The sequence below is a fragment of the Brevundimonas sp. SGAir0440 genome, assembly GCF_005484585.1.
GTDB lineage: Bacteria > Pseudomonadota > Alphaproteobacteria > Caulobacterales > Caulobacteraceae > Brevundimonas.
In genome coordinates this window covers 2,278,934-2,303,560 of record NZ_CP039435.1, presented here as the reverse complement: position 1 = coordinate 2,303,560, position 24,627 = coordinate 2,278,934, and the positions used below count along the sequence as shown (strand labels likewise).

Sequence of the window (24,627 nt, the reverse complement as noted above, 5' to 3'; positions counted from 1 at the left end):
GCGCCATGCCGCTTCACATGATCAAGCTGGGCGTCGGGGTGCCGGACGTCGAATGGCTGGAGGCCCGCGCCGCCCGGGGCGGACCGCTCGTCGTCCACACACGCATGACGCCGAAACGGGCGACCGAGATCGAGGACGGCGGCTCGCTCTACTGGGTGGTGAAGGGGACGATCGTCTGTCGCCAACCGGTGCTGGACATCGCCACTTTGGGCGAGGGCAAGCAGAGCCGATGCGAGATCACGCTCGAACCCAAGGTCATCCGTACCGCGCCCATGGCCCGGCGACCCTTCCAAGGCTGGCGATATTTCGAGCCCAAGGATGCGCCGGTCGATCTGACCGACTTCGACGTCGGCGAGGCCCCGGAGGAACTGGTGCGTCAGCTTCGCGAACTGGGCGCCTGGTAGGCCAATCCCTCAAAGTTTTTGGGAGTTGACCCCGGCGGGTCGGCGTGGCCTGTGCCGCGTCCGATGATCGCGCTCAGCTCCCAGACCCGTACCGCCTTCCACGACCTGCTGAACCTGGCATGGCCGGTGATCCTGGCGCGTATCGGCATCATGACCATGGGGCTGACCGACGCCATCGTGGTGGGCAACTATTCCAGCCGGGAACTGGCGTTCCATTCGTTGGCCTGGGCGCCGACGTCCATCGTTGTGACGACGGCGGTCGGGCTGATGCTGGGCGTGCAGGTGATGACGGCGCGGATGCTGGGGGAGGGGCGTCGGCACGCGGTCGGCTCGGTGCTGCGTCGCGGCCTGACCTATTCGTTGCAGATCGGGGTGGTGTCGATGATCGCACTGATCGCCATCGGCCCGTGGGGGCTGGGTAAGCTGGGGCTGGAGGATGGTCTGGCGGAGGGCGCCGGGCCGGCGCTGATCGTCTTTGCGTTGTCCATGCCCTTCTATCTGATCTCGGTGACGGGCCAGTTCTTCCTGGAGGCTCTGGGCCGGCCCAAGCCCGGCATGGTCGCCATGTGGGTGGCGAACGGGGTCAATCTGGTGCTGAACATCGTGCTGGTGCCGGACCTGCTGGGTTTCGGCTTCGACGGCGCCTTCGCCTCGGCCTGGGCGACGTTCGGGGCGCGGGCGGCGCTGGCGATCTTTCTGGTGATCTACATCCTGCGTCTGCCCGAGGCGCGAGCGCTGGGCATCTTCGACAAGCCCGAGCGCGATCCCGAGGCTGCGCGCGAGCAGGTCAAGGTCGGCCTGGGCGCCGGGGCCTCCTACTTCATCGAGGTCGGGGCCTTCTCGGGCTTCACCTTCTTCGCCGGCCAGATCGGCACGGCCGAGACGGCGGCTTGGGCGGTAGTGCTGAACGTCTCGGCGATCGTCTTCATGCTGCCCATGGGTCTGTCGTCGGCGACGGCGGTGCTGGTGGGCCGCAGCTATGGCGCCGGCGATGGTCGAGGGCTGATGCGCGCCGGGCTAGTGGGGCTGGGCGTCGTGACGGCCCTGACATTGGTGGTCGCCTTGCTGGTCTGGCCCAGCGCCCATCTGATCGTCGGCGCCTATAATCGCGATCCGGCCCTGCTGGCCATCGCGGCGCCGGCCCTGGTGCTGGCGACGCTGTTCTTCGTTGCGGACGGCATCCAGGTCGTGGCGGCCCAGGCCAACCGCGCGGCGGGCGACGTCTGGTGGCCCACCATCATGCATTTCGCCGCCTACGGCGCGGTGATGATGCCGCTGGGCTGGGTGCTGGCGCACCAGATGGGCGTCAACGGCCTGGTCTGGGCGGTGGTGATCGCCAGCCTGGCGTCCTCGACCCTGCTGACCGGGCGTTTCATCCGTATTGCGCGCCGTCTGCCGCAAGGCGTTTGAGGAAACCGCGCCGCCGCTCTATATCCCTGCGCTTCCCCGAACACCTGGACGATCATGGCCCGTATCCTCATCACCTCGGCGCTGCCCTACATCAACGGCATCAAGCACCTTGGGAATCTGGCGGGCTCGATGTTGCCGGCCGACGTCTGGGCGCGGTTCAAGCGGGCGCAGGGGCATGAGGTCCTCTATATCTGCGCCACCGACGAGCACGGCACCCCGGCCGAGCTGGCCGCCGCCGCCGCCGGCCAGGATGTGCGCACCTATTGCGACGAGCAGCACGAAATCCAGAAGGCCGCGGGCCAGGCCTTCGGCCTCAGCTACGACTGGTTTGGCCGGTCGTCTAACCCGCAGAACCATCGGTTGACCCAGCATTTCGCCGAGGCGCTGGAGAAGAACGGCCTGATCGAGGAGCGGGTGGATCGGATGATCTATTCGATCGACGACGCCCGCTTCCTGCCCGACCGCTATGTCGAGGGAACCTGCCCCCACTGCGGCCATGTCGGCGCGCGCGGCGATCAGTGCGACAACTGCGGACGCCTGCTGGACCCGACCGACCTGATCGATCCCTATTCGTCGGTGTCGGGCTCCAAGAACCTGGAGGTGCGCGACACGCGTCACCTCTATCTGCTCCAGACCAAGATCGAGCCGGAGATCCGCGCCTGGGTCGACGGCAAGACCGGCTGGCAACAGCTGGCCAAGTCCATCGCCTACAAACATCTGGACGAGGGGCTGATCGACCGGGGCATCACCCGCGACCTGGCCTGGGGCGTGCCGGTGACCAAGGATGGCTTCCCGCGCCCGGGCATGGAGGACAAGGTCTTCTACGTCTGGTTCGACGCCCCCATCGAATACATCGCCGCGACCGAGGAATGGGCCGAGGCGACGGGCGGGTCATGGCGTGACTGGTGGCGTCTGGACGAGGGGGCTGAGGACGTTCGCTATGTCCAGTTCATGGGCAAGGACAACGTCGCCTTCCACACCGTCAGCTTCCCCGCGACCATCATCGGCTCGGGCGAGCCGTGGAAGACGGTGGACCAGCTGAAGGCCTTCAACTGGCTGAACTGGTACGGGGGCAAGTTCTCCACCAGCCAGAAGCGCGGGGTCTTCATGGATCAGGCGCTAGAGCTTCTGCCGGCCGATTACTGGCGCTGGCGCCTGACGGCCTACGGGCCGGAGCACGCGGATTCGGCCTTCACCTGGGAGGACTTCCAGGCCTCGACCAACAAGGACCTGGCAGATGTGCTGGGGAACTTCGTCAACCGCATCGTCAAGTTTGCCGAATCCAAGTTCGACGGCGTCGTGCCGGAGGGCGGCGAGGCCGGACCGGTCGAAATCCAGCTGGAGGCCGACATCAAGGCCGCCGTCGCCGAGGCGACCGAACAGCTGGAGGCGATGGAGTTCAGAAAGGCCGCCGTCGCCATCCGCGCCGCTTGGGTGCTGGGCAACGAGTATCTGCAGGTCGCGGCGCCCTGGACGGCGCTGAAGACCGATCGCGACCGCGCGGCGGTGGGGGTGCGCACGGGGCTGAATCTGGTGGCTCTGTTCGCGCGTCTGGCCGCGCCGATCCTGCCCTTCACCGCGCCCAAGATCGCGGCCTCGGTTGGGGTGGAGGACCTGAGCTGGCCTGCCGCCGACGAGGATCTGCTGAACCGTCTGCCTGTGGGCGGCAAGGTGGAAGCTCAGGGCGTGCTTTTCGCCAAGATCGAGGACGCCCAGGTCGCCGAATGGTCCGAACGCTTCGGCGGCGCGGACGCCTGATCTGAAAGGGGATAAGCGATGACGCCGACCCTGACGCCCCTAACCGAGGCAGCGCGCGCCGCCATTCGCGAACGGTTGGCGCGCACGGGGCGGACGCAGATCGACGGCGTCCTGGCCCCTGCGGACGCGCAGGCGCTCTACGACGCGGCGACGCGCGTCGACTACAATGTCGTCACGCGACGCGGGACGGGCCATGTCGATCTGCCCGCCGCCTGGCTGGCTTCTCTGACGCCGGATCAGAAACAGGCCTTGGGTCAGGCGGTGCAGGTCTCGGCCCAGACCGACTTCCAATATCTGTACGACAATCACCCGATCTACGATCTGGTCCAGGCGGGGCAGGCGGCGCCGATATGGGCCGATCTGTTGGCCTTCCTGAACGGCGAGGCCTTCCTGGGCCTGATGCGGGACGTGACGGGCGAGTCGCGGCTCGCCTTGGCCGATGCGCAACTGACCCGCTATCGCGCCGGTCATTTCCTGACCGAGCATGACGATCACGCCGAGGGCAAGAATCGCTTCTTCGCCTATGTGCTGAACCTGACCCCGGCCTGGCGGATCGAGTGGGGCGGTCTGCTGGCCTTCCATGGCGCCGACGGCAATGTGGCGGAGGCCTTTACGCCGCGCTTCAACACCCTGAATCTGCTGAAGGTGCCGACGCCCCATTCGGTGACGCAGGTCGCACTGTCGGCGGCGGCGGACCGGATTTCGGTCACCGGCTGGCTGCGCGGTCGCTGATCAGTCCTGTTCGGCGAACACGACGGGAAGCCCCGCCGCGTTCCAAGCCTGGATGCCGCCGGTCAGGTTGAACAGCGGCTGGCCCTCAGGGCCCGTCGGGCCGACGAAGGCGCAGACCTGATGGCTGCGGCCGCCCTTCAGGCATTGGACGATGATCTTCTTGTCGGCCGGAAGGTCCAGCGCCTCCCAGGCGGCGGGCATCTGGCTGAGCGGGGCCAGGATCGCGCCGTCGATGCGGGCGGCGGCGAACTCGTCCGGCTCGCGCACATCGATCAGCACCGCTTCGCCGGCCTGCAGCCAGGCGGAGGCCTCTTCGACGGTGACGGTGGCGACGGTCATGGCGCGACCGTCGGTTCGGCGGGCGCCGGCGTCGGGCTGTCCTCGGTGCGCTTCTGGCCCAGGTGTTTGGCCGCTTCCTCGGGACCGATCTCAAGGATGGCCGGGGCCGAGGCGTTGAACTCGTCCATATGGCCGGTGCGGACCACCACCTGACGGGCGCCGTCCCAGATCATATGCAGGGCGACATAGAGCACGACGACGAGACCGATATAGCCGATCCAGCTGAAGCGGTGCAGCAGCTTGGCGATATAGGTGGCGGCGACGCCCATCAGGGCGATCGACAGCATCAGACCGAAGACCATGATCCAGGGGTGTTCGTGCGCGGCGCCGGCGACGGCCAGCACATTGTCCAGCGACATGGTGATGTCGGCGACCATGATCTGAATCAGGGCGGCGCCGAAGCTCTTGCGCTTGATGCCCAGTTCCTCGGGCGACGGACCAGAGCCGTGCTCGATGCTCATGGCCAGTTCGAGTTCCTTCTCGGCCTCGGCCTGGTCGTGGGTCGCCTGCTCGCGCAGTTCGCGCCACATCTTCCAGCACACCCAAAGCAGCAGCAGGCCGCCGGCCAGCAGCAGGCCGACCAGGGCCAGAAGCTGCACGGTGATCAGCGCAAAGCCGATTCGCATGACGACGGCGGCGGCCAGGCCGATCAGAATGGCCTTCTTGCGCTGGTCCTGGGGCAGGGCGGCGGCGGCCAGGCCCACGGCGACGGCGTTGTCGCCGGCCAGGACCAGATCCATCAGCAGGACCTGGCCGAGGGCTGTGGCCTGGCTGGCGAGTTCGGGAGACGAGAGGAATTCCATTTCCGCTCCTTAGCCTCGGGGCGGCCTTCTGTCAGCCGCGTTGCGCGCGCGCCGCCTCATAAAGCGCGATCGCCGCCGCATTGGACACGTTCAGGCTCTCGAATCCGCCCGGCATGGGGATTTTGGCCAGGACGTCGCAATGTTCGGCGACCAGGCGACGGATGCCGTCGCCTTCGGACCCCATGACCAGAACGGTCGGCTGATGATCCAGCGCCTCTTCCAGCGTCTGTTCGCCCGTTCCATCCAGGCCGACGGCGCGCCAGCCCAGATCAGCCAGCCGCTCCAGCGCACGGGACAGATTCGTGACGCGCGCATGGGGCAGGCGTTCGGTGGCGCCGACGGCCGCCTTGGCCAGGGCGCCGGCGAGGGCCGGAGCGTGACGGTCCTGAACGATGATTCCCCGCGCGCCGAACGCCAGGGCCGATCGGAAGATGGCGCCGACGTTCTGAGGGTCGGTCAGCTGATCCAGCATGACGATGACGCCCTCAGCCGGCTCGGCCAGCTCGTCCAGCGACACGCCTTCCAGCGGCTGGACCTTGAAGGCCAGTCCCTGATGCACGGCGCCGGGGGGCAGCATCCGGGTCAGGGCCTGGATTTCGACCACCTCGATCTTGTGGCCGTTTGCGAGAGCAGTGTTCTCGATTTCGGCGGCGCGCTCGGCCGTGGCCAGCAGACGACCCATGCCGCGACGGGCGGGATTCGCCAGAGCGGCCAGAACCGGGTGGCGCCCCCACAGAAAATTATCGGCGTCCGACTTGCTCCGATCGGGCGAACGGGGCTGACGAGGGGTTTCCTCGCGCCGGCCAAACCCTTGCGCAGCGGGCTTTTGACCCTTGTCGCGGGGGCCGTCGGGACGGTTTCCGAGGACCGATTTTTTACCGCTTTTACGGTCGTTGCGTTCTGATTTCGACGACACTATAAGACGCCCTCCGATTTGGAGCCCCAAGGGCTTTCGGGTCTGGGCGCCCCCTCTATCCTAGAGGAGGCGACAAGCCGAAGGCTTTTGTTTCGTCCCGCTTCTTTATGGGCGGAAACGAGGGGTCCGACGGTTCGACAAGGCGCGCTGGGGGAATGTCCCGAGCGGCAAAGGGGGGGGACTGTAAATCCCCTGCGTAAGCTTCGAAGGTTCGAGTCCTTCTTCCCCCACCACGCGCCTTGACGGATACGACGGATCAGGACGACGGAGAGGAACCGGCTGCGGCGTTCCGAAAGAACTTCCGCAGTCTCCGCGCGGGTATAGCACAATGGTAGTGCAGCAGCCTTCCAAGCTGAGGATGTCGGTTCGATCCCGTCTACCCGCTCCAGGTTTTTGAAAAGATCAGCATCGCGCCCCTCCGCTGACGGACCCGGGCCATCAGGAGTTTGGCCATGGCCAAGGAAAAGTTCGAACGGACGAAGCCGCACTGCAACATCGGCACGATTGGTCACGTTGACCACGGCAAGACGACGTTGACGGCAGCGATCACGATGACGCTGGCGAAGGCCGGCGGCGCGAAGGCGATGAACTACGCCGACATCGACGCTGCGCCGGAAGAGAAGGCCCGCGGCATCACGATCAACACCGCGCACGTGGAATATGAGACGGCCAACCGTCACTACGCCCACGTCGACTGCCCCGGCCACGCCGACTATGTGAAGAACATGATCACCGGCGCCGCGCAGATGGACGGCGCGATCCTGGTGGTGTCGGCCGCCGACGGCCCGATGCCGCAGACCCGCGAGCACATCCTGCTGGCCCGTCAGGTCGGCGTGCCGGCCCTGGTGGTCTTCATGAACAAGGTCGACCTGGTCGACGACGAAGAGCTGCTCGAGCTGGTCGAGATGGAAGTGCGCGAGCTGCTTTCGTCGTACCAGTTCCCCGGCGACGACATTCCGATCACCAAGGGTTCGGCCAAGGCCGCGACCGACGGCGTGAACCCGGAAATCGGCGAACAGCGCGTTCTGGCCCTGATGGAAACCGTCGACGCCTACATCCCGCAGCCGGAGCGTCCGGTCGACCTGCCGTTCCTGATGCCGGTCGAAGACGTGTTCTCGATCTCGGGCCGCGGCACCGTGGTCACGGGCCGCGTCGAGAAGGGCATCATCAAGGTCGGTGAGGAAGTCGAGATTGTCGGCATCCGTCCGGTCCAGAAGACGACCTGCACGGGCGTGGAAATGTTCCGCAAGCTGCTGGACCAAGGTCAAGCGGGCGACAACGTCGGCGTGCTGCTGCGCGGCACCAAGCGTGAAGACGTCGAGCGCGGCCAGGTGCTGTGCAAGCCGGGCTCCATCACCCCGCACACCAAGTTCCTGGCCGAAGCCTACATCCTGACCAAGGAAGAAGGCGGTCGTCACACCCCGTTCTTCACGAACTATCGCCCGCAGTTCTACTTCCGCACGACGGACGTGACCGGCATCGTTCAGCTGAAGGAAGGCGTCGAGATGATCATGCCGGGCGACAACGCCGAGCTGAACGTCGAGCTGATCACCCCGATCGCGATGGACCAGGGCCTGCGCTTCGCCATCCGTGAAGGCGGCCGCACCGTCGGCGCCGGCGTCGTGGCCAAGATCATCGCCTAAGCCGACATCCCTTTCGGCCTGACGCGCTCACGCGCTGCTTGAGGCCGGTTGGATACAAAGTCGCGTAACAGAGCGGCCCCCGGAGCCATCCGGGGGCCGTTTTGCTGTTTGGGCGATCGGCGCCCGCAACGGGCCGGACGTTCAGGCGTTAGGACCGTCTGCCCAACAGCCAAGGTTCAAGATGCGTCTGATCTCGTTGCTTGCGTGTCTTGTCGCCCTGTCGGCCTGCGCCACCCATCCCGGCAAGGTCGATCAGGTCCGGTTCGCCAAGGACGCCGAGCCGATATTGGCGACGACCGAAGCCGGGACGGTGCGCGGCGTCGAGGGGGCGGGGACGCGCGCGTTCCTCGGCGTGCCGTTCGCGGCGCCGCCGGTCGGCGATCTGCGTTGGCGTGCGCCGCAGCCGGTCGAGGCCTGGCAGGGCGTTCGGGATGCGACGCGGATCGGTGCGGACTGCACCCAGGCGATCGGGCGTCGTTCGATCCTGGGCGGCGGCGGCGGCATCGTCGTCGGGTCAGAGGACTGTCTGTATCTGAACATCTATGCGCCGGGCGGGGAGGCGGCCGAGGCGCGGCCGGTGATGGTCTATATTCCCGGCGGCGCCTTCACCGTGGGGGCGGGCGCCAACTACGACCCGTCGAAACTGGCGCGCGAGCAGGGTCGCGTAGTCGTGACTATGAACTATCGGCTCGGCGCGCTGGGCTGGCTGGCGCATCCGGGGTTTCAGGCGACCGGCGAAGGCTTCGGCGGCAATTTCGGCCTGATGGATCAGCAGGCGGCGCTGAAGTGGGTGCATCGGAACATTGCAGCCTTCGGCGGCGATCCGGGCGACGTCACCCTGTTCGCCGAGAGCGCGGGGGCCTGGACGGCCTGTTATCTGATGGCGTCGCCGCAATCGGAGGGGCTGTATCAACGGGTCATCATGCAGAGCGGCGGGTGCCTGGAGCCGTCGTCCCTGGTCAGGGCGCAGGACGCGGCCCAGTCGGGGCCGATGTTCGCCGAAAGGCTGGGCTGCACGGGCGAGGATCAGATCGCGTGCCTGAAGGCGCTGCCGGCCTGGCGGCTGTCGCGCGCGGCGTCATTGAGAGCGGGCATCAACGGGCCGGGATCATGGGGGCCGGTGCACACCGACGCCACTGTGCCGGAAAGTCCGGCGGTCGCGATCCGCGAGGGGCGGTTCACGCGCGTGCCCGTCCTCGTCGGGACGAACCTCGATGAGGGGCGGCTGTTCGCCAACGAGGTGCAGGATATGGATCGCTATCAGAAGGAGACGATCTGGATGTACGGCGATCAGGGCGAGCGAGTGCTGGCGCGCTATCCGGTGGGTGAGGACGGGCCCGCCTATGCCATCGCTGCGAACTTCACGGACCAGAGGTTCGCCTGTCCGTCACAGGCCTTGCGACGCCTTTTGGCCCAGCATGTGCCGGTGTGGGGCTATGAGTTCGCCGATCGCGGGGCGCCGTTCGTCTTGCCGGATCGGATCGTCGGTCTGGACCTGGGCGCCTATCACGCCAGCGAGCTGGCCTATGTGTTCGGAACGCGCTGGGTGTTTGCTGATCCCAAGCGGTTCACGCCTGAACAGAAGGCGCTGTCGGAACGGATGCAGAAGATGTGGGCCACGTTCGGCCGTTCGGCCTTCGCCGCCGAATGGCCCCGCGTCGAGGGTGCGGGGCCGGTGCGGGTGTTCAAGCCGGAGGGCGATGTCATGGACGACGGCTTCTTCGAACGCCATCACTGCGACTTCTGGGACGGGACGCCGTTCGGCGCCGTCCACTAGATAAAGCGGACGGTGACGCCCGGCTTGACCTTGTCGGCCAGCATCCAGGCGTCCCAGTTGGTCAGGCGCACGCAGCCGTGCGAGGCCGTCTTGCCGACCAGATGCGGGTCCGGCGTGCCGTGGATGCCGTAGCTGGGCTTGTTCAGGTCGATCCAGACGACGCCGACCGGATTGTTCGGACCGGGTTTGACGACGACCTTCTTCTTGCCGTCGCCATAGCTGAGTTTCGACGGGTCGTAGGTGTAGTCCGGGTTCCGCGCCACGCCGTTGACCTTGACCGTGCCGGTTGGCGTCGGGTTGTCGCCGCTGCCGATGGTGGCGGGGAAGTAGGCGATCAGCTTGCCGTCGGCGTCGAACGCCTTGACCGAGCCTTCGCTCTTATCGACGTCGATGTGGTCCACGTCGGCGGGCAGGGGGGCGGTGTTGACGGCGGGGACAAGCAGGCCCTGGCCCACGCGATTGAAGTCGGCGCCGGGGTTCATGGCGCGCAGCAAGGCCTCGGTGACGTGGAAGCGCTCGGCCAAGGCCTCGACGATATTGGCGTAGCCCATGTGGGCCGCCTGACCCTGAGCTTCCAACTCCGTGGGAACGATGCCGAGGTAGGGGCCGGCGATGTCCTGCTGGGTGATGGTGTAGGTGGTGGTCACAGCGCCCGGTCCGGCGGCGGCGCGCAGTCGGCCCATCACGTCGGCGTTCAACTGGCCGTTCACCGTCATGCCGTTGGCCTCCTGAAACGCCGAGATCGCCTGACGCATGTTCGACCCCGCCAGTCCGTCGATCGCGCCGGGCGAGAAGCGGGCGCGTTCCAGCAGCACCTGGGCGCGGATCAGGGCGGGTTGCGGCTGCTGCTGGGCGGCATTCGGAGCAGCGGGCTGGCCCTCTTGCGCGCTAGGCGGCGGCGCATAGGCGGTGTTTTCGATGGCGTCTCGAGAGAGCGGGCCGGTCTGGCCCACTTGCGCGGCCTCGGCCTTCTGCGCCGCTGGGGCGGCTGTGTTCTCTTCCTTCGGCGAACAGGCGCCCAGAGAAAGAACAGCGAGTGCGGCGAGGTAGGCGGGACGGTTCATAAGAGACTTTCGAGACGGTGAGTGCAGGTGGTCGGTGTTCAGTTCGGTTCGCCGGTCGCGGGGTCGGTTTCGGTTTCGCCGGAGTTGGACGAATCCTTCGAACCCTTGGGCTCGGTCGCCGGGCGCGGCGGCTGGCCTTCGCCGTCCGGTCGCAGGTTTTCGTTTTCGACGGCTTGGCTGTCAGGGCGTTGATCGGTCATGGTCTTCTCCTTGGGTCACTCAAACGCGCCAGGGCGACCGCGGCTCCGTCAACGCGCGTTCACCATGCCGGTGAACCCTGACGAAACGCGCATGGGGCAGGGTGCGATGTGGAATGGACCTTGCTGCGCAGGGCCCCGAGAGGATGCGTATGGCCGGAATGCTGCAGGTCGAGATCATGGACGCGGCGGCGATGGACGCCGCCGCGGTTGCCCTGTGGCGTGCGTTGACGGCTGGCAATCCCGATCTGGGCAGCCCGTATTTCCGCTGGGACTATGCCGAGATCGCCTCGCGAGTCTGCCCCGGCGCGGCGATCGCCGTGTTCCGGCGAGATGGCGAGATCGTCGGCTTCTTCCCGCATCAGCGACGCGGCGGAGCGGTGCAGCCGCTGGGCGCGCCCATGAACGACTATCACGGCGTCATCGCCCCGGCGGACGAGACCATTACGTTGGAAGAGGTGGCGCGGCTGTTGAAAGCCAAGCGGCTGAACGTGCCCGGCTGGATCGGCGCGGGCGAAACGGGCCAGGCGCGTGAGACCGTGCAGGTGGCCATGCCCGAGGCGGGCTATGACGACTGGTACGCCGAGCGTCGCAAGACCTTCGGCAAATACTTCAAGGACAAGGAGCGGGCGCGTCGCAGCCTGGAGGCGGAACTGGGGCCTATCCAGGTGGAGCGGGGTCTCAGAGACCCGGCGCTGCTGGATCATCTGATCGCGCTGAAGGCGGCGCAGTATCGGCGCTCGGGCCTGCACGACATCTTCGCCTGCGGCTGGACGCGGGATCTGCTGCACGCGCTGATGAGCGAGCCGCGAGAAGACTTCGGCGCCTCGATGGCGGCCATGCATGCGGGCGACAAGCTGGTGGCGATCGAGTTCTCGCTGCACGCCGGGCGGCATTACCATTTCTGGTTCCCGGCCTATGAGCCGAGGCTGGCGCGGTGTTCGCCGGGCATACTGCTGAGCATGGACACAATGCGGCTGGCGGCGGCCGAGGGCTTCCGGGTGTTCGACTTCGGCTTCGAGGGCGAGACCTACAAGAAGTACTTCGTCAATGCGCGCCAGACGGTGCGCGAAGCCGTGGTGATGCAGCCCGGCGTGGGCCGGGCGCTGGGCGACATCACGGTGGCGGCGTTGAACAGGGCGGGCGGGCGCGGCGAGGCGGTGCGGGCGTCGCTGCGTCGGCGCTGGGCCACGATCGAAGCCTGCGAGCCGACGCCGGTCGGGCGGCTGAGGGGGGCGGCGGTGGCCGCACGTTCGGCTGTCCAGAAGGCGGCCGCCAAGAAGAAGACGCCAGCGCGCGTCGCCCACGTTTGAGGATATCGGCATGACCCAACGTCGCACACGCTATCCGGGCCCGATCGCCGAGGCCAAGACCCACGCCCACACCCTGATCGAGCAAGGGTTCGCCGAGGATGCGGCGCTGGCCGCCGTGCTGGATCGCTATCCGGCGGAGCTTTTCGACATCAACCTGTATGACTACGACGAGGAGGGGCAGGTGTCCTTGCGCACCGGCGCGCGCGGGCGGCTGTCGGGCGAGGAGCTGCTGGAGGCGATCAAACAGGGTCGGTTGTGGGTCAATCTGCGTGGGGTCGAGACGGGTTGGCCCGAGCTGTGGGCGGCGGCGATGAAGGATTTCGCCGCGATCCAGGCGACCTATCTGGGAATGCGGGCGGTGCGGAACGCGGGGCAACTGATCCTGTCGTCGCCCAAGGCGCGGGTGCCCTATCATTTCGACGCGGCGGGCGTGGTGCTGTTTCACCTGCGTGGGCGCAAGCGGCTGTTCGTCTATCCCGGCGACGAGGGGCATCTGCCCGAGCGGAATATGGAACAGGTGGTCGCGCGTCAGACGACCGAGGAACTGCCATACACGCTGGCGTTCGAACAGGACGCGCAGGTCATGGACCTGGAGCCAGGCCGCGCCCTGACCTGGCCGCTGTATGCGCCGCACCGGGTGGAGAATCTGGACCGTTTCTGCGTCAGCCTGTCGATGGATTTCCAGACCTGGCCGTCGCGGTTCCGAAACGGGGCGCTGTTCACCAATGCGGTGATCCGCAGCCGGGGCGGGCGGCCGCGCTTCACCGACCGCATGACGACGCCGGAGCTGGCGGCGCGCTGGGCCGCGTCGCTGGCGCTGAAGAAGGCGGGCGCGATGAAGAGCAAGATCGCCAACTTCGAGCGCGACTTCGAGCCGGAGATCGGCGCGGCGGACGGCGCGGGCGCGCTGAACGCGACGTCATGGGCTCGGGGCGTTAATTCGAGTTCATGACCTCGAGTTAAAATGACTTGGGCGCGGGCGGCGCGCACCTTCTCCTCACATTCGGGAAGGGAACACCGCTTATGAAAACCGCACTGATCGCCGCCGCCGCCGTCGCCGCCCTGACCGGGTTCGTCGCCGCGCCCGCTTCGGCCGCCGAGGTCGAGATCCGCAACGCCGTCGCCCGCGTGGTGGTCATCGTCGAGGATCGTCAGGATATCGGCGTCGAGGTCACGCAAGGCCAGACGCGCTTGCCGGCCATCCAGGTTCGCCGCGAAGGAAATGACGTCAAGATCGACGGCGGCCTGCGCCGCAACGGCATGTGGGGCGGCAACAGCGCCATTCGCGGCTGCAACTCCGGTCGCAGCGATGCGGGCCAGCCGGGGCAGGGCGCGACCGTCGAGGTGCGCGACCTGGGCCGCATCCGTCTGGAAGACGCGCCGCTGATCGTCTTGCGCACGCCGCGCGTCGTGGATGTCAGCGCCAGCGGCGCGGTCTTCGGCTCGGTCGGACGCGGCGCGCGATCGGTCGAGTTGGACAATGGCGGCTGCGGCAACTGGAACGTGGCCAATGTGGACGGCGATCTGGAACTGGGCCTCGGGGGCTCGGGCGCGATCCGTGCGGGCACGTCTCGATCGCTGAACGCCAGCGTCGGCGGGTCTGGCTCCATCTCGGCCGGAGCGACCGGAGCCCTGAAGGCGGCTGTCGGCGGATCGGGCAATGTCGAGGTGGCCAGCGCCGGCGGACGCAGCGAACTGTCCATCGGCGGCTCGGGCGGTGTGAATGTGCGGCAGGGCCGAATGGACAAGCTGTCGGTCGCCATCGGCGGTTCCGGCGATGTGCGCTACGGCGGCGCAACGCGCGATCTGGACGTGGCGATCGCCGGATCGGGCAGCGTCCGCGTCGCCTCGGCCACGGGATCGGTCTCTCGCTCCGTCGTCGGATCGGGAACTCTGCAGATCGGGCGGTAAGACCCGAGCGACGAGAAGGCCCCCGGTCGTGGAACCCCGGGGGTCTTTTCCGGCCAAACAAAAAGCCCCGGCGGATTGCTCCGCCGGGGCTCTTCGCATGGATCAGGTCCGAGACGCTTAGAAGACGCTCAGGACGCTGGAGATGGCCGAGACGCCCAGGTTGGCGCCGGCGCGGTCACGCGCTTGCAGACCGCCGCCGAACGAGTAGCGCAGGCCGACCGACCAAGTGTCGACGTCCAGCGAATCGATGTCGGCGCGGGTGTAGGCGGCGCCCAGCGAGAACGGGGTGTTCTCGAACTCGTATTCGGCGCCCACGCCGTAGGTCCAGGCGTCGGTGTCGCCGCCCGAGAAATCGACGTTGTTGTAGGCGACGCCGGCGTTCAGGCGCAGGTTCGGCATGACGTAGAAGGCGGCGTCGGCGCCGACGGTCCAGATGTCGGCGTCCACGTTGTCGGCGGTCGTGTAGGCGATTTGGCCGGTCAGGGTGGCGTTCGACAGATACTTCTGCGCTTCGGCGCCGACCGTCCAGATCGGCTCGTTGCCGCTGCCGATGCCGTTGGCGGCGACGAAGGCGCCGGCGCGGACGTCGGAGGACCACATCTTGGTCAGGTGAGCGGCGGCGGCGCCGGTGACGTCTTCTTCGCCAAAGGCCTTGGTGTAGTCGATCGCGCCGTTCAGGGTCACGGTCCAGTCCTGGGCCGGCAGGGCGACCGAGCCGTCAACGGTCCAGACGTCGGCGTCGACGTCGTCGCCGGCGACTTCGATCGACGGGTTGGAATAGGTCACGCCGACCGAACCGATGGCGTCTTGGGCGAAGGCCGGGGCGGCGAACAGGGCGGCGGCGGCCGTGGCGAGGAGGATCGTCTTCATTTTTCTTTTGTCCTTAGCAGTCTGCACCCGGATGGGGGTCCGGGGAGGGGCGCTGCTATCAGGCTAAGACGAAGCGGAGCAATAAACCGACGTTCGATTGGCTTGGGATGGCAAGGTTGTTGCGCAACAGCCACGCGTTGCGGCCAGAATGTGTCACGACTTGGGGATCTGTGGGGCAAGTCGTTAATCGCGCGCCGCAGCCGCGCTCATCCACTATAAAGAGGGCGTGCAACGCGCCGACGTCGCCGCCGAATGTGTCGTCGCGCCGTGCGCAGCCCTCGGGGAAGACCGCGTCGAAATCCTGTCTCAGCCCGGGTTTGCGCGCTTGACGAAATCAGAATCGATAGGCATAAGCCACCACTCTTGTTGGACCGGCTGTGCAGTTCGCTGCAAACGCGGTTCGCAAGAACGACCTAAGTCACTGTTCTTTGCAGCTTCTTGGGATATCAACGGCCTTCGCGGGCAACTGCGTGGGCCGATCGTTTTTGCGGATTTGCGTTCCCTGAGGGCTTTTTGCCCGAAGGCCTTCGGTCTTTGAAATGGTTCACAGGGACGCGGTCCTCCGACCGCATTGGAAGTAAGCACCGATATGGATCAAAGCATCCGCATCAGGCTCAAGGCCTTTGATCACCGCGTCCTCGATTTTTCGACGCGCGAGATCGTTAATACCGCCAAGCGCACCGGCGCGACCGTTCGCGGTCCGATTCCGCTGCCGACCCTGATCGAGAAGTTCACCGTGAACCGCTCTCCGCACGTCGATAAGAAGTCGCGTGAGCAGTTTGAAATCCGCACGCACAAACGCGTGCTCGACATCGTCGACCCCACCCCGCAGACCGTGGACGCGCTCATGAAGCTCGACCTGTCCGCCGGCGTGGACGTCGAGATCAAGATTTAAAGTAGAAAGAGGCGGGATCCGATGCGCACGGGCGTGATCGCCAAGAAGCTGGGCATGACCCGCGTGTTCGCCGATGACGGCGCGCACGTACCGGTCACTGTGCTGCAGCTCGACGGCTGCCAAGTCGTCGGCCAACGTACCCAGGAGCGTGACGGCTACGTCGCGCTCCAGCTGGGCGCTGGCACGAAGAAGGCTAAGAACACCAACAAGGCTCAACGCGAGACCTTCGCCAAGGCGGAAGTCGAACCGAAAGCCTATGTGACCGAGTTCCGCGTCGATGCGGACGGTCTGCTGGACGTGGGCGCCGAACTGTCGGCCGAACACTTCCTGGTGGGCCAGAAGGTCGACATCCAAGGCGAGACCATCGGTAAGGGCTTCGCCGGCGCCATGAAGCGCTGGAACTTCGGCGGCCTTCGCGCCACCCACGGCGTTTCGGTCTCGCACCGTTCGCACGGTTCGACGGGTAACCGTCAGGACCCGGGTCGCACGTTCCCCGGCAAGAAGATGGCCGGCCACTACGGCGCCGAAACCGTCACCACCCAGAACCTGACCGTCGTCCGCGTGGACGCCGAGCGTGGCCTGATCCTGATCAAGGGCGCCGTCCCCGGTCACGACGGCAGCTACGTCAAGGTTCGCGACGCCATCAAGAAGGCTCGCCCGGCCGACGCTCCGTTCCCCGGCGCGCTGAAGTCGAGCAAGTCTGCTGCTCAACCCGCCTCGACCCCGGCTGAAGAAGCCCCCGTCGAAGCGACCGAAGGCGGTGAAGCGTAATGAAACTCTCTGTCATCCAACTCGACGGCAAGGCTGCTGGCGACGTGGAACTGTCGGACGCCGTCTTCGGCATCTCCGACATCCGCGGCGACATTCTGGCCCGCACCGTCAACTGGCAACTGGCCAAGCGCCGCGCCGGTACGCACAAGGTTCAAACCCGCAACGAGAACTCTCGTACGGGTAAGAAGATGTACAAGCAAAAGGGCACCGGCGGCGCTCGTCACGGTTCGCGCCGTGCACCGCAGTTCGTCGGCGGTTCGCGCGCCTTCGGCCCGATCGTTCGCGATCACGGCTTCTCGCTGCCGAAGAAGATCCGCGCCCTGGCTCTGCGTCACGCCCTGTCCTCCAAGGCCAAGTCGGGCGACCTGATCGTGGTCGACACCGTCTCGGTCAAGGAAGCCAAGACCGCTTCGCTGCGCGAAACGCTCGGCAAGCTGGGCTGGACCAAGGCTCTCATCATCGCGGGTCCCGAAGTCGACACGAACTTCGGCCTGGCCGCACGCAACATCCCGCACATCGACGTGCTGCCGAACGCCGGCCTGAACGTCTATGACATCCTGCGGGCTGACAAGCTGGTGCTGACGAAGGCCGCCATCGAGGCCATCGAAGCCCGCTTCAGCGATAAGGAAGCCGCGTAATGGCCGCTCAACCTACCGCCAAGCACTACGACACCATCCTGGCCCCGGTGATCACCGAAAAGGCCACGATCCTGTCCGAGCAGAACAAGGTCGTCTTCCGCGTCGCCGACACGGCGTCCAAGGACGAGATCGCCGCTGCGGTCGAAAGCCTGTTCAAAGTCAACGTCGTCAAGGTCAACACCCTGGTTCAAAAGGGCAAGACCAAGCGCTTCCGGGGCATCCTGGGTCGTCGCGTCGACATCAAAAAAGCGATCGTGACGCTGGCCGACGGCCAGTCGATCGACGTCACCACGGGGCTCTGATCAGATGGCCTTGAAAACCTACAATCCGACTTCGCCGGGCCGTCGCGCCCTCGTGCTGGTCGACCGTTCGGAACTCCACAAGGGCCGTCCGGAAAAGTCGCTGACCGAAGGCCTGACCAAGTCGGGCGGACGCGGGCAGGGCGGTCGCATCGCGGTCCGCTTCCGCGGCGGCGGCGCCAAGACCCTGTACCGCAAGATCGACTTCAAGCGTCGCAAGTGGGACATGGTCGGCACGGTCGAGCGTCTGGAATACGACCCGAACCGCACGGCCTTCATCGCCCTGGTCACCTATGCCGACGGCGAGAAGACCTACATCATCGCGCCGCAACGCCTTAAGGCGGGCGACACGATCGTCGCGGGCGAAAAGACCGACGTGAAGCCGGGCAACGCCATGCCGCTTCGTTCGATGCCGGTGGGTACGATCATCCACAACATTGAAATGAAGCCGGGCAAGGGCGCCCAGTTGGCCCGTTCGGCCGGCGCCTACGCCCAGTTGGTCGGTCGCGATCAGGGCTACGCCCAGATCCGTCTCGGCTCGGGCGAACTGCGCATGGTCCTGGACGGCTGCATCGCCACGGTGGGCGCGGTTTCGAACCCCGACCACATGAACCAGAACCTGGGCAAGGCCGGTCGCAAGCGTCACATGGGCTGGCGTCCGCACGTTCGCGGCGTCGCCATGAACCCGATCGACCACCCGCATGGTGGTGGTGAAGGCCGGACCTCTGGTGGTCGCACCCCCGTCACGCCGTGGGGTAAGGACACCAAGGGCACTCGTACCCGCAAGAACAAGGCTACGGACAAGTACATCATCCGTACCCGCCACGTTAAGAAGGCTCGCTAAGAATGGCCCGCTCCTCCTGGAAAGGCCCGTTTGTCGACGGGTATCTGCTCAAGAAGGCCGACGCCGTTCAATCGTCGGGCCGCAAGGACGTGATCAAGACCTGGTCGCGCCGCTCCACCATCCTGCCGCAGTTCGTCGGTCTGACGTTCGGCGTCCATAACGGTCAGAAGCACGTGCCCGTGTCGGTCTCGGAAGAGATGGTCGGAATGAAGCTCGGCGAGTTCGCCCCGACCCGGAACTTCCCGGGTCACGCGGCGGACAAGAAGGCCAAAAGGAAGTAACCGATGGCCCAGACAAAAAACGAGCGTCGGGTCGCCCCGACCGAGGCCCGCGCCAAGCTGGTCAACGTGCGCATCAGCCCGCAAAAGCTGAACCTGGTCGCCGCTTCGATCCGCGGCATGCCGGTCCAGAAGGCGCTGAACGAGCTGGAATTCAGCCGTAAGCGCATCGCCGGCGACGTCCGCAAGGTCCTGTATTCGGCGATCTCGAACGCCGAGAACAACCACAACCTCGACATCGACAATCTGGTCGTCGCCGAGGCCTTTGTGGGCAAGAACCTGGTGATGAAGCGTTTCGCGAGCCGTGCTCGCGGTCGTTCGTCGCGCATCCTGAAACCGTTCAGCGAGATCACCATCGTGGTCCGTGAAGCCGGCGAGGCCGCCTGATGGGACAGAAAATCAATCCGGTCGGTCTGCGCCTCGGCGTGAACCGCACGTGGGACAGCCGCTGGTTCGCCGCCGGCGCCGACTATTCCCGCCTGCTGCACCAGGACCTGAAGCTGCGCGAGTGGCTGCGGGAACGCCTGGCCGCCGCCGGCGTGTCGCGCATCATCATTGAGCGCCCGCACAAGAAGTGCCGCATCACCATCTACGCCGCCCGTCCGGGCGTCGTGATCGGCAAGAAGGGCGCTGACATCGAGAAGCTCCGCAAGGACATCTCGGCGCGCACCGAGGGTGAAGTTCACCTGAACATCATCGAAGTCCGCAAGCCGGAAACCGATGCGCAGCTGATCGCCGAGAACATCGCGCAACAGCTGGAGCGCCGCGTGGCCTTCCGTCGCGCCATGAAGCGTTCGATGCAGTCGGCCATGCGTCTGGGCGCCAAGGGCATTCGTATGAATGTCTCGGGTCGTCTGGGCGGCGCCGAAATCGCGCGTATGGAATGGTACCGCGAAGGTCGCGTGCCGCTTCACACGCTGCGCGCCGACATCGACTATGGCTTCTACGAAGCCAAGACGACCTACGGCATCATCGGCGTGAAGGTCTGGGTCTTTAAGGGTGAAGTGCTGGAGCACGATCCCATGGCGCAGGACAAGCGTTGGGCCCAGGAAGCGTCGGGTCCGTCCTCGAACGAAGGCCGCGAACGCGGCGGCCCCCGTGGCGACCGCGGTCCGCGTCGCGACCGGGGACGTGAGAACTAAGTCATGTTGCAACCGAAGAAGACCAAATACCGCAAGGCCTTCAAGGGCCGGATCCATGGCTCGGCCAAGGGCGGTTTCTCGCTGAACTTCGGGTCGTATGGCCTGAAGACGCTGGAGCCGGAACGCATCACCGCGCGTCAGATCGAAGCGGCTCGCCGCGCGATCACTCGCCAGATGAAGCGTCAGGGCCGCGTCTGGATCCGCGTCTTCCCCGACCTGCCCGTCACGGGCAAGCCGGCCGAAGTCCGGATGGGTAAGGGCAAGGGCGCCGTGGACCACTGGGCCGCGCGTTGCCACCCGGGCCGCATCCTGTTTGAAATCGACGGCGTGCCGGACGATGTCGCCCGCGAAGCACTCCGTCTCGGCGCCGCCAAGCTGCCGGTCCGCACCAAGGTCGTGACCCGTATCGACGCCGGCGTCGCGCATGTGGAGGCTGCCGCCTAATGACCAAGATCGCCGATCTGCGGTCGCAAACGACCGACCAACTGTCCGACGAGCTGCTGAAGCTCAAGAAGGAACAGTTCAACCTGCGCTTCCAGGCGGCCACCGGCCAAATGGAAAAGACTCACCGCGTTGGTGAAGTCCGCAAAGACATCGCTCGCATCTCGACGCTTCTGCGCGAGAAGCGTGCGGCCTCGTAAGGAAACGAATATGCCCAAGCGAATTCTTGAAGGCGTGGTCGTGTCCGACAAGGGCGAGAAGACTGTCGTTGTGAAGGTGGAGCGCACCCTGCTTCACCCGCTTCTGAAGAAGACCGTCCGGTCGTCCAAGAAGTACCACGCGCACGACGAAGCCAACGCGCTCAAGGTCGGCGACATCGCTCGCATCGTCGAGTGCGCCCCCAAGTCCAAACTGAAGCGCTGGGAAGTTCTTTCCAACGCCTCCGCCTCGTAATCAGAAGGATCTGATCTTATGATCCAGATGCAAACTAACCTGGAAGTGGCCGATAATTCGGGCGCCCGCCGGGTCATGTGCATCAAGGTGTTGGGCGGCTCCAAGCGCCGCTACGCCTCGATCGGCGACACAATCGTCGCCTCCGTGAAGGAAGCCATTCCGCGCGGCCGTGTGAAGAAGGGCGACGTCGTTCGCGCCATCGTCGTGCGCACCGCCAAGGACATCCAACGCAAGGACGGCTCGGTCATCCGCTTTGACAAGTCGGCCGCCGTCATCGTCAACAAGCAGAACGAGCCTGTCGGCACGCGGATCTTCGGGCCGGTTCCTCGCGAACTGCGCGCCAAGAACCACATGAAGATCATCTCGCTGGCTCCGGAGGTCCTGTAACATGGCCGCCAAGATCAAGAAGGGCGACCGCGTCGTCGTCCTCACCGGCAAGGACAAGGGCCGCACGGGTAACGTGCTGAAGGTCCTGCCCACCGAAAACCGCGTCCTCGTCGAAGGCGTCAACATGGTTCAGCGCCACACGCGGCCGAGCCAAGCTGACCCGCAGGGCGGCATCAAGAACAAGGAAGCCTCGCTTCACCTGTCGAACGTCGCGATCGCCGACGCCAACGGCAAGGCGACCCGCGTCGGCTTCAAGATCGATGGGGACAAGAAGGTCCGCATCGCCAAGACGACGGGAGACGTCATCTGATGGCTACCGAGAAGTACACCCCGCGCCTCAAGGACGAGTATCACGCTCGCATCCGCCAGGTGATGAAGGAAAAGTTCGGCTACACGAACGAAATGCAGGTGCCCAAGCTGGACAAGATCGTCCTGAACATGGGCATCGGCGAAGCCGTCGCGGACTCCAAGAAGGCGAACACCGCCCTCAAGGATCTGACCGCCATCGCCGGTCAGAAGGCCGTCGCCACCAAGGCCCGTAACTCCATCGCCGGCTTCAAGCTGCGCGAAGGCATGGTCATCGGCGGCAAGGTCACCCTGCGCGGCGACCAGATGTACGAGTTCCTGGACCGGTTCATCACGATCGCGCTGCCGCGCGTGAAAGATTTCCGTGGTCTGAAGGGCACGTCCTTCGATGGTCGCGGCAACTACGCCACGGGTCTGAAGGAGCACATCGTGTTCCCGGAGATCAACTACGACCAGATCGATCAGATGTGGGGCATGGACATTGTCGTCTGCACCACGGCCAAGACCGATGAGGAAGCCAAGGCTCTCCTCACCGAGTTCAAGTTCCCGTTCGTGAAGAACTGAGCGGGAAGGGAAGAGCACAATGGCTAAGAAAAGCGCCGTAAACCGCAACGAAGCCGTCAAGGCCCTGGTTGCGAAGTATGCCGCGAAGCGGGCCGCCCTGAAGGCGACCGCCAACGACGAAAACCTGCCGCTGGAGGAGCGCTTCGAGGCGCGCCTGCAACTGGCCGCCCTGCCGCGCAACTCCGCGCCGAGCCGCATTCGCAACCGCTGCGAAGTGACGGGTCGTCCGCGGGCGTTCTACCGCAAGCTCAAGATGAGCCGTATTGCGCTGCGTGAACTGGGCAACCTGGGCCAGATTCCCGGCCTGACGAAGTCCAGCTGGTAAGGGGAGCGAACAGACATGATGATCAACGATCCCCTGAGCGACATGATCGCTCGCATCAAGAACGCGGCGACCCGCAAGCGTTCCAAGGTGCTGACCCCGGCCTCGCGTCTGCGCCAGCGCGTCCTCGACGTGCTGCAGGACGAAGGCTACATCCGCGGCTACAACCTGGTTCAGAACCCGGGTGAGTTTCCGCAGTTCGAGATCGAGCTGAAGTACTTCGACGGTCAGCCCGTCATCGCCGAGATCGCGCGCGTGTCCAAGCCGGGCCGCCGCGTCTATTCGGCGATCGGCGATCTGAAGCCCGTCAAGAACGGCCTCGGCATCTCGATCCTCTCGACTTCGAAGGGCGTCATGTCCGACGCTTCCGCCCGCGACGCTAACGTCGGCGGCGAAGTCCTCTGCAGGGTCTACTGATATGTCCCGTATTGGCAAGAAAACCATCGCCGTGCCGAAGGGCGTGACTGTCACGCTCGACGGCCAGAACATCACCGTCAAGGGACCCAAGGGCGAACGCGCCTGGACCGTCGCCGACGAGATCGAAGTCAAGCAGGAAGGCGACGAAGTCTCGCTGACCCCGCGTTCGGACACGCCTCGCGCTCGCGCGATGTGGGGTCTGTCGCGCACCCTGGTCGACAACATGATCACGGGCGTCACCTCGGGCTTCGAGAAGTCGCTGGAGCTGGTCGGCGTGGGTTACCGCGCCGCGATGAAGGGCGACGCCCTGTCGCTGCAACTCGGCTTCTCGCACGAAGTCGACATCGCTCCGCCGTCGGGCGTCAGCTTCGCCGTGCCGAAGCAGACCGAGATCAAGATCTCGGGCGCTGACAAGCAAGCCGTCGGTCAGATCGCCGCGGTCATCCGCAAGCTGCGTCCGCCTGAGCCCTATAAGGGCAAGGGCGTCCGTTATGCGGGCGAGACCGTCCGTCGCAAGGAAGGCAAGAAGAAGTAAGTCATGGCTCTTTCTCTTCGACAACAAGCCAAGCGTCGCTCGGAGCGCACGCGTCGCCGCCTGAAGGCTGTCGCCAACGGTCGTCTGCGCCTGTCGGTCTACCGTTCGGACAAGAACATCTCGGCCCAGATCATCGACGACGCCCAGGGCGTGACCGTCGTGGCTGCCTCGTCGCTGGAAGGCGGCAAGGGCAAGCGCGGTTCGGACACGGCTGCGGCCGCCGCGATCGGCAAGCTGATCGCCGAACGCGCCATCGAGAAGGGCGTCAAGGACGTCGTCTTCGACCGTGGCGAGTACATCTATCATGGACGGGTGAAGGCGCTGGCGGAAGCCGCGCGTGAAGCCGGCCTGAACTTCTAAGGGACGCGACAGATGGCGCAACAACCCCAACGCGGCGGCGGCGGCAACGATCGCAACCGTCGTGACAACCGCAACGGTCCCGCTGTCGATGGTCCGGATTCCGACATCGTCGAGAAGCTGGTTCACATCAACCGCGTCGCCGCCACCGTCAAAGGCGGCCGTCGCTTCAGCTTCGCAGCCCTGATGGTCGTCGGCGACGGCAAGGGTCGCGTCGGCTTCGGTCACGGCAAGGCGCGCGAAGTGCCGGAAGCCATCCGCAAGGCGACCGAAGAAGCCAAGAAGACGATGATCCGCGTTCCGCTGCGCGAGAACCGCACGCTGCATCACGACGGCAACGGCCGTTGGGGCGCCGGCAAGATCATGATGCGCGCCGCCCCTCCCGGGACCGGCGTCATCGCGGGCGGTCCGATGCGCGCCGTGCTCGAAACCCTCGGCGTCCAGGACGTCGTGGGCAAGTCGACCGGTTCGTCGAACCCCTACAACATGATCCGCGCGACGTTCGAAGCGCTGAAGGTCCAGTCCTCGCCCCGTCAAGTCGCGTCCAAGCGCGGCAAGAAGGTCGCGGATCTGATGGGCCGCCGCAACGACGGCGCCTCGGCGCCCGAAGCCGTGGAGTCCTAAGTCATGGCTGAGAAGAAAACCCTCACCGTCAAGCAGACCGGTTCGCCGATCCGCCGCAAGAGCGACCAACGCGCCACTCTGGTGGGTCTGGGTCTGAACCGCCTAGGTCGTGAATCGACCCTGGAAGACACGCCTTCGGTTCGCGGGATGATCGCCAAGGTCGCCCACCTGACCGAGATCGTCGAAAAGTAAGCCGTTTCGCCCTCTCCCGAACCCG

General features: G+C 65.8%; 35 protein-coding genes and 2 tRNA genes. 31 read left to right on the top strand and 6 right to left on the bottom strand.

Going from position 1 to position 24,627, the window contains the following annotated elements; genetic code table 11:
* Positions 1 to 5: 5 nt before the first annotated feature.
* From E7T10_RS11460 to E7T10_RS11445, 4 genes are all read left to right on the top strand, one after another.
* The gene (locus E7T10_RS11460; RefSeq protein ID WP_210416085.1) at positions 6 to 404 is read left to right on the top strand and encodes a DUF1489 family protein; all 399 of its coding nucleotides are present in this window, start codon (positions 6 to 8) and stop codon (positions 402 to 404) included.
* A 63-nt stretch (positions 405 to 467) separates the two neighbouring features.
* Positions 468 to 1,814 carry an MATE family efflux transporter gene (locus E7T10_RS11455; RefSeq protein ID WP_137722621.1) on the top strand — a complete coding sequence of 449 codons (1,347 nt, stop codon included), beginning with the start codon at positions 468 to 470 and terminating at the stop codon, positions 1,812 to 1,814.
* Positions 1,815 to 1,868: 54 nt separating this feature from the next.
* Positions 1,869 to 3,572, top strand: coding sequence for a methionine--tRNA ligase (metG, locus tag E7T10_RS11450; protein ID WP_137721878.1), 1,704 nt, complete (start codon positions 1,869 to 1,871; stop codon positions 3,570 to 3,572).
* Between the two features lie 18 nt (positions 3,573 to 3,590).
* Positions 3,591 to 4,304 (top strand): 2OG-Fe(II) oxygenase family protein, encoded by a 714-nt coding sequence (locus E7T10_RS11445; protein ID WP_137721877.1) that lies wholly within the window; start codon positions 3,591 to 3,593, stop codon positions 4,302 to 4,304.
* Here the strand turns inward: E7T10_RS11445 and E7T10_RS11440 are convergent, their stop codons facing one another.
* Genes E7T10_RS11440 through rlmB form a run of 3 tightly spaced genes read right to left on the bottom strand, consistent with a single transcriptional unit; the run spans position 4,305 to position 6,362 of the window.
* Positions 4,305 to 4,643 (bottom strand): rhodanese-like domain-containing protein, encoded by a 339-nt coding sequence (locus tag E7T10_RS11440; RefSeq protein ID WP_137721876.1) that lies wholly within the window; start codon positions 4,641 to 4,643, stop codon positions 4,305 to 4,307.
* Positions 4,640 to 5,446: a TerC family protein gene (locus E7T10_RS11435; protein WP_137721875.1), complete on the bottom strand. Its 807-nt coding sequence runs from the start codon at positions 5,444 to 5,446 to the stop codon at positions 4,640 to 4,642. Before E7T10_RS11435 ends, E7T10_RS11440 begins: the two co-directional genes overlap by 4 nt.
* A 31-nt stretch (positions 5,447 to 5,477) precedes the next feature.
* The gene (rlmB, locus tag E7T10_RS11430; RefSeq protein ID WP_137721874.1) at positions 5,478 to 6,362 is read right to left on the bottom strand and encodes a 23S rRNA (guanosine(2251)-2'-O)-methyltransferase RlmB; all 885 of its coding nucleotides are present in this window, start codon (positions 6,360 to 6,362) and stop codon (positions 5,478 to 5,480) included.
* Between the two features lie 149 nt (positions 6,363 to 6,511).
* Here rlmB and E7T10_RS11425 point away from each other — a divergent pair.
* The 4 genes from E7T10_RS11425 (at position 6,512) to E7T10_RS11410 (ending at position 9,782) form a co-directional block, all read left to right on the top strand.
* Positions 6,512 to 6,595: transfer RNA gene (locus tag E7T10_RS11425), tRNA-Tyr, on the top strand.
* 81 nt (positions 6,596 to 6,676) lie between these two features.
* Positions 6,677 to 6,750 (top strand) — tRNA-Gly (locus E7T10_RS11420).
* 64 nt (positions 6,751 to 6,814) lie between these two features.
* A complete protein-coding gene (tuf, locus tag E7T10_RS11415) occupies positions 6,815 to 8,005 on the top strand; it encodes an elongation factor Tu (protein WP_017506879.1) in 1,191 nt (396 codons plus the stop codon).
* A gap of 181 nt (positions 8,006 to 8,186) precedes the next feature.
* Positions 8,187 to 9,782 carry a carboxylesterase/lipase family protein gene (locus E7T10_RS11410; protein ID WP_137721873.1) on the top strand — a complete coding sequence of 532 codons (1,596 nt, stop codon included), beginning with the start codon at positions 8,187 to 8,189 and terminating at the stop codon, positions 9,780 to 9,782.
* Here the strand turns inward: E7T10_RS11410 and E7T10_RS11405 are convergent.
* Positions 9,779 to 10,846, bottom strand: a complete 1,068-nt coding sequence (locus tag E7T10_RS11405) for a L,D-transpeptidase family protein (protein ID WP_137721872.1) — start codon at positions 10,844 to 10,846, stop codon at positions 9,779 to 9,781. The two genes, E7T10_RS11410 and E7T10_RS11405, sit on opposite strands and share 4 nt — an antisense overlap.
* A 38-nt stretch (positions 10,847 to 10,884) precedes the next feature.
* Positions 10,885 to 11,046: a hypothetical protein gene (locus E7T10_RS15770; RefSeq protein WP_168189939.1), complete on the bottom strand. Its 162-nt coding sequence runs from the start codon at positions 11,044 to 11,046 to the stop codon at positions 10,885 to 10,887.
* A 149-nt stretch (positions 11,047 to 11,195) separates the two neighbouring features.
* Between E7T10_RS15770 and E7T10_RS11400 the strand changes: the two genes are divergently transcribed.
* From E7T10_RS11400 to E7T10_RS11390, 3 genes are all read left to right on the top strand, one after another.
* Complete coding sequence (locus E7T10_RS11400) at positions 11,196 to 12,356, top strand: GNAT family N-acetyltransferase (RefSeq protein ID WP_137721871.1); 1,161 nt, start codon at positions 11,196 to 11,198, stop codon at positions 12,354 to 12,356.
* A gap of 10 nt (positions 12,357 to 12,366) precedes the next feature.
* A complete protein-coding gene (locus E7T10_RS11395) occupies positions 12,367 to 13,308 on the top strand; it encodes a transcriptional regulator (RefSeq protein WP_137721870.1) in 942 nt (313 codons plus the stop codon).
* A gap of 71 nt (positions 13,309 to 13,379) precedes the next feature.
* A complete protein-coding gene (locus E7T10_RS11390; protein ID WP_137721869.1) occupies positions 13,380 to 14,267 on the top strand; it encodes a GIN domain-containing protein in 888 nt (295 codons plus the stop codon).
* 117 nt (positions 14,268 to 14,384) lie between these two features.
* Here E7T10_RS11390 and E7T10_RS11385 read toward each other — a convergent pair whose 3' ends face one another.
* Positions 14,385 to 15,137, bottom strand: a complete 753-nt coding sequence (locus E7T10_RS11385) for a porin (protein ID WP_137721868.1) — start codon at positions 15,135 to 15,137, stop codon at positions 14,385 to 14,387.
* Between the two features lie 589 nt (positions 15,138 to 15,726).
* Here E7T10_RS11385 and rpsJ point away from each other — a divergent pair.
* From rpsJ to rpmD, 20 genes are read left to right on the top strand one after another with little or no spacing between them, the layout of a single operon-like run.
* Entirely contained in the window at positions 15,727 to 16,032 is a 306-nt protein-coding gene (gene rpsJ / locus E7T10_RS11380; protein ID WP_003164367.1) for a 30S ribosomal protein S10, read from the top strand.
* A gap of 21 nt (positions 16,033 to 16,053) precedes the next feature.
* A complete protein-coding gene (rplC, locus tag E7T10_RS11375; RefSeq protein ID WP_039248546.1) occupies positions 16,054 to 16,803 on the top strand; it encodes a 50S ribosomal protein L3 in 750 nt (249 codons plus the stop codon).
* Positions 16,803 to 17,441, top strand: a complete 639-nt coding sequence (rplD, locus tag E7T10_RS11370) for a 50S ribosomal protein L4 (RefSeq protein WP_017506058.1) — start codon at positions 16,803 to 16,805, stop codon at positions 17,439 to 17,441. The genes rplC and rplD overlap by 1 nt, the downstream gene beginning before the upstream one ends.
* Positions 17,441 to 17,743 (top strand): 50S ribosomal protein L23, encoded by a 303-nt coding sequence (locus tag E7T10_RS11365; RefSeq protein WP_017506057.1) that lies wholly within the window; start codon positions 17,441 to 17,443, stop codon positions 17,741 to 17,743. Before rplD ends, E7T10_RS11365 begins: the two co-directional genes overlap by 1 nt.
* Before the next feature lie 4 nt (positions 17,744 to 17,747).
* Positions 17,748 to 18,584: a 50S ribosomal protein L2 gene (gene rplB, locus E7T10_RS11360; protein WP_017506056.1), complete on the top strand. Its 837-nt coding sequence runs from the start codon at positions 17,748 to 17,750 to the stop codon at positions 18,582 to 18,584.
* Positions 18,585 to 18,586: 2 nt separating this feature from the next.
* A complete protein-coding gene (rpsS, locus tag E7T10_RS11355; protein ID WP_017506055.1) occupies positions 18,587 to 18,865 on the top strand; it encodes a 30S ribosomal protein S19 in 279 nt (92 codons plus the stop codon).
* A 3-nt stretch (positions 18,866 to 18,868) separates the two neighbouring features.
* The gene (gene rplV, locus E7T10_RS11350; protein WP_017506054.1) at positions 18,869 to 19,249 is read left to right on the top strand and encodes a 50S ribosomal protein L22; all 381 of its coding nucleotides are present in this window, start codon (positions 18,869 to 18,871) and stop codon (positions 19,247 to 19,249) included.
* A complete protein-coding gene (gene rpsC, locus E7T10_RS11345) occupies positions 19,249 to 20,004 on the top strand; it encodes a 30S ribosomal protein S3 (RefSeq protein WP_017506053.1) in 756 nt (251 codons plus the stop codon). The genes rplV and rpsC overlap by 1 nt, the downstream gene beginning before the upstream one ends.
* A 3-nt stretch (positions 20,005 to 20,007) precedes the next feature.
* A complete protein-coding gene (gene rplP / locus E7T10_RS11340) occupies positions 20,008 to 20,448 on the top strand; it encodes a 50S ribosomal protein L16 (RefSeq protein WP_017506052.1) in 441 nt (146 codons plus the stop codon).
* Positions 20,448 to 20,645, top strand: a complete 198-nt coding sequence (gene rpmC / locus E7T10_RS11335; protein ID WP_008263673.1) for a 50S ribosomal protein L29 — start codon at positions 20,448 to 20,450, stop codon at positions 20,643 to 20,645. Before rplP ends, rpmC begins: the two co-directional genes overlap by 1 nt.
* Before the next feature lie 10 nt (positions 20,646 to 20,655).
* Entirely contained in the window at positions 20,656 to 20,898 is a 243-nt protein-coding gene (rpsQ, locus tag E7T10_RS11330; RefSeq protein ID WP_017506051.1) for a 30S ribosomal protein S17, read from the top strand.
* A gap of 18 nt (positions 20,899 to 20,916) precedes the next feature.
* Positions 20,917 to 21,285, top strand: coding sequence for a 50S ribosomal protein L14 (gene rplN / locus E7T10_RS11325; protein WP_003164378.1), 369 nt, complete (start codon positions 20,917 to 20,919; stop codon positions 21,283 to 21,285).
* A 1-nt stretch (position 21,286) separates the two neighbouring features.
* Positions 21,287 to 21,595, top strand: coding sequence for a 50S ribosomal protein L24 (gene rplX, locus E7T10_RS11320; RefSeq protein ID WP_039248554.1), 309 nt, complete (start codon positions 21,287 to 21,289; stop codon positions 21,593 to 21,595).
* Positions 21,595 to 22,155 (top strand): 50S ribosomal protein L5, encoded by a 561-nt coding sequence (rplE, locus tag E7T10_RS11315; RefSeq protein WP_017506049.1) that lies wholly within the window; start codon positions 21,595 to 21,597, stop codon positions 22,153 to 22,155. Before rplX ends, rplE begins: the two co-directional genes overlap by 1 nt.
* Positions 22,156 to 22,174: 19 nt before the next feature.
* Positions 22,175 to 22,480, top strand: a complete 306-nt coding sequence (gene rpsN, locus E7T10_RS11310; RefSeq protein WP_017506048.1) for a 30S ribosomal protein S14 — start codon at positions 22,175 to 22,177, stop codon at positions 22,478 to 22,480.
* Between the two features lie 15 nt (positions 22,481 to 22,495).
* Positions 22,496 to 22,894: a 30S ribosomal protein S8 gene (rpsH, locus tag E7T10_RS11305; RefSeq protein WP_008262310.1), complete on the top strand. Its 399-nt coding sequence runs from the start codon at positions 22,496 to 22,498 to the stop codon at positions 22,892 to 22,894.
* A gap of 1 nt (position 22,895) precedes the next feature.
* Positions 22,896 to 23,429 carry a 50S ribosomal protein L6 gene (rplF, locus tag E7T10_RS11300; RefSeq protein WP_137721867.1) on the top strand — a complete coding sequence of 178 codons (534 nt, stop codon included), beginning with the start codon at positions 22,896 to 22,898 and terminating at the stop codon, positions 23,427 to 23,429.
* A 3-nt stretch (positions 23,430 to 23,432) separates the two neighbouring features.
* Positions 23,433 to 23,789 (top strand): 50S ribosomal protein L18, encoded by a 357-nt coding sequence (rplR, locus tag E7T10_RS11295; RefSeq protein WP_008259637.1) that lies wholly within the window; start codon positions 23,433 to 23,435, stop codon positions 23,787 to 23,789.
* Positions 23,790 to 23,801: 12 nt separating this feature from the next.
* Positions 23,802 to 24,410, top strand: coding sequence for a 30S ribosomal protein S5 (gene rpsE / locus E7T10_RS11290; protein ID WP_017506046.1), 609 nt, complete (start codon positions 23,802 to 23,804; stop codon positions 24,408 to 24,410).
* A 3-nt stretch (positions 24,411 to 24,413) separates the two neighbouring features.
* Entirely contained in the window at positions 24,414 to 24,602 is a 189-nt protein-coding gene (gene rpmD, locus E7T10_RS11285; RefSeq protein WP_017506045.1) for a 50S ribosomal protein L30, read from the top strand.
* Positions 24,603 to 24,627: the final 25 nt, after the last annotated feature.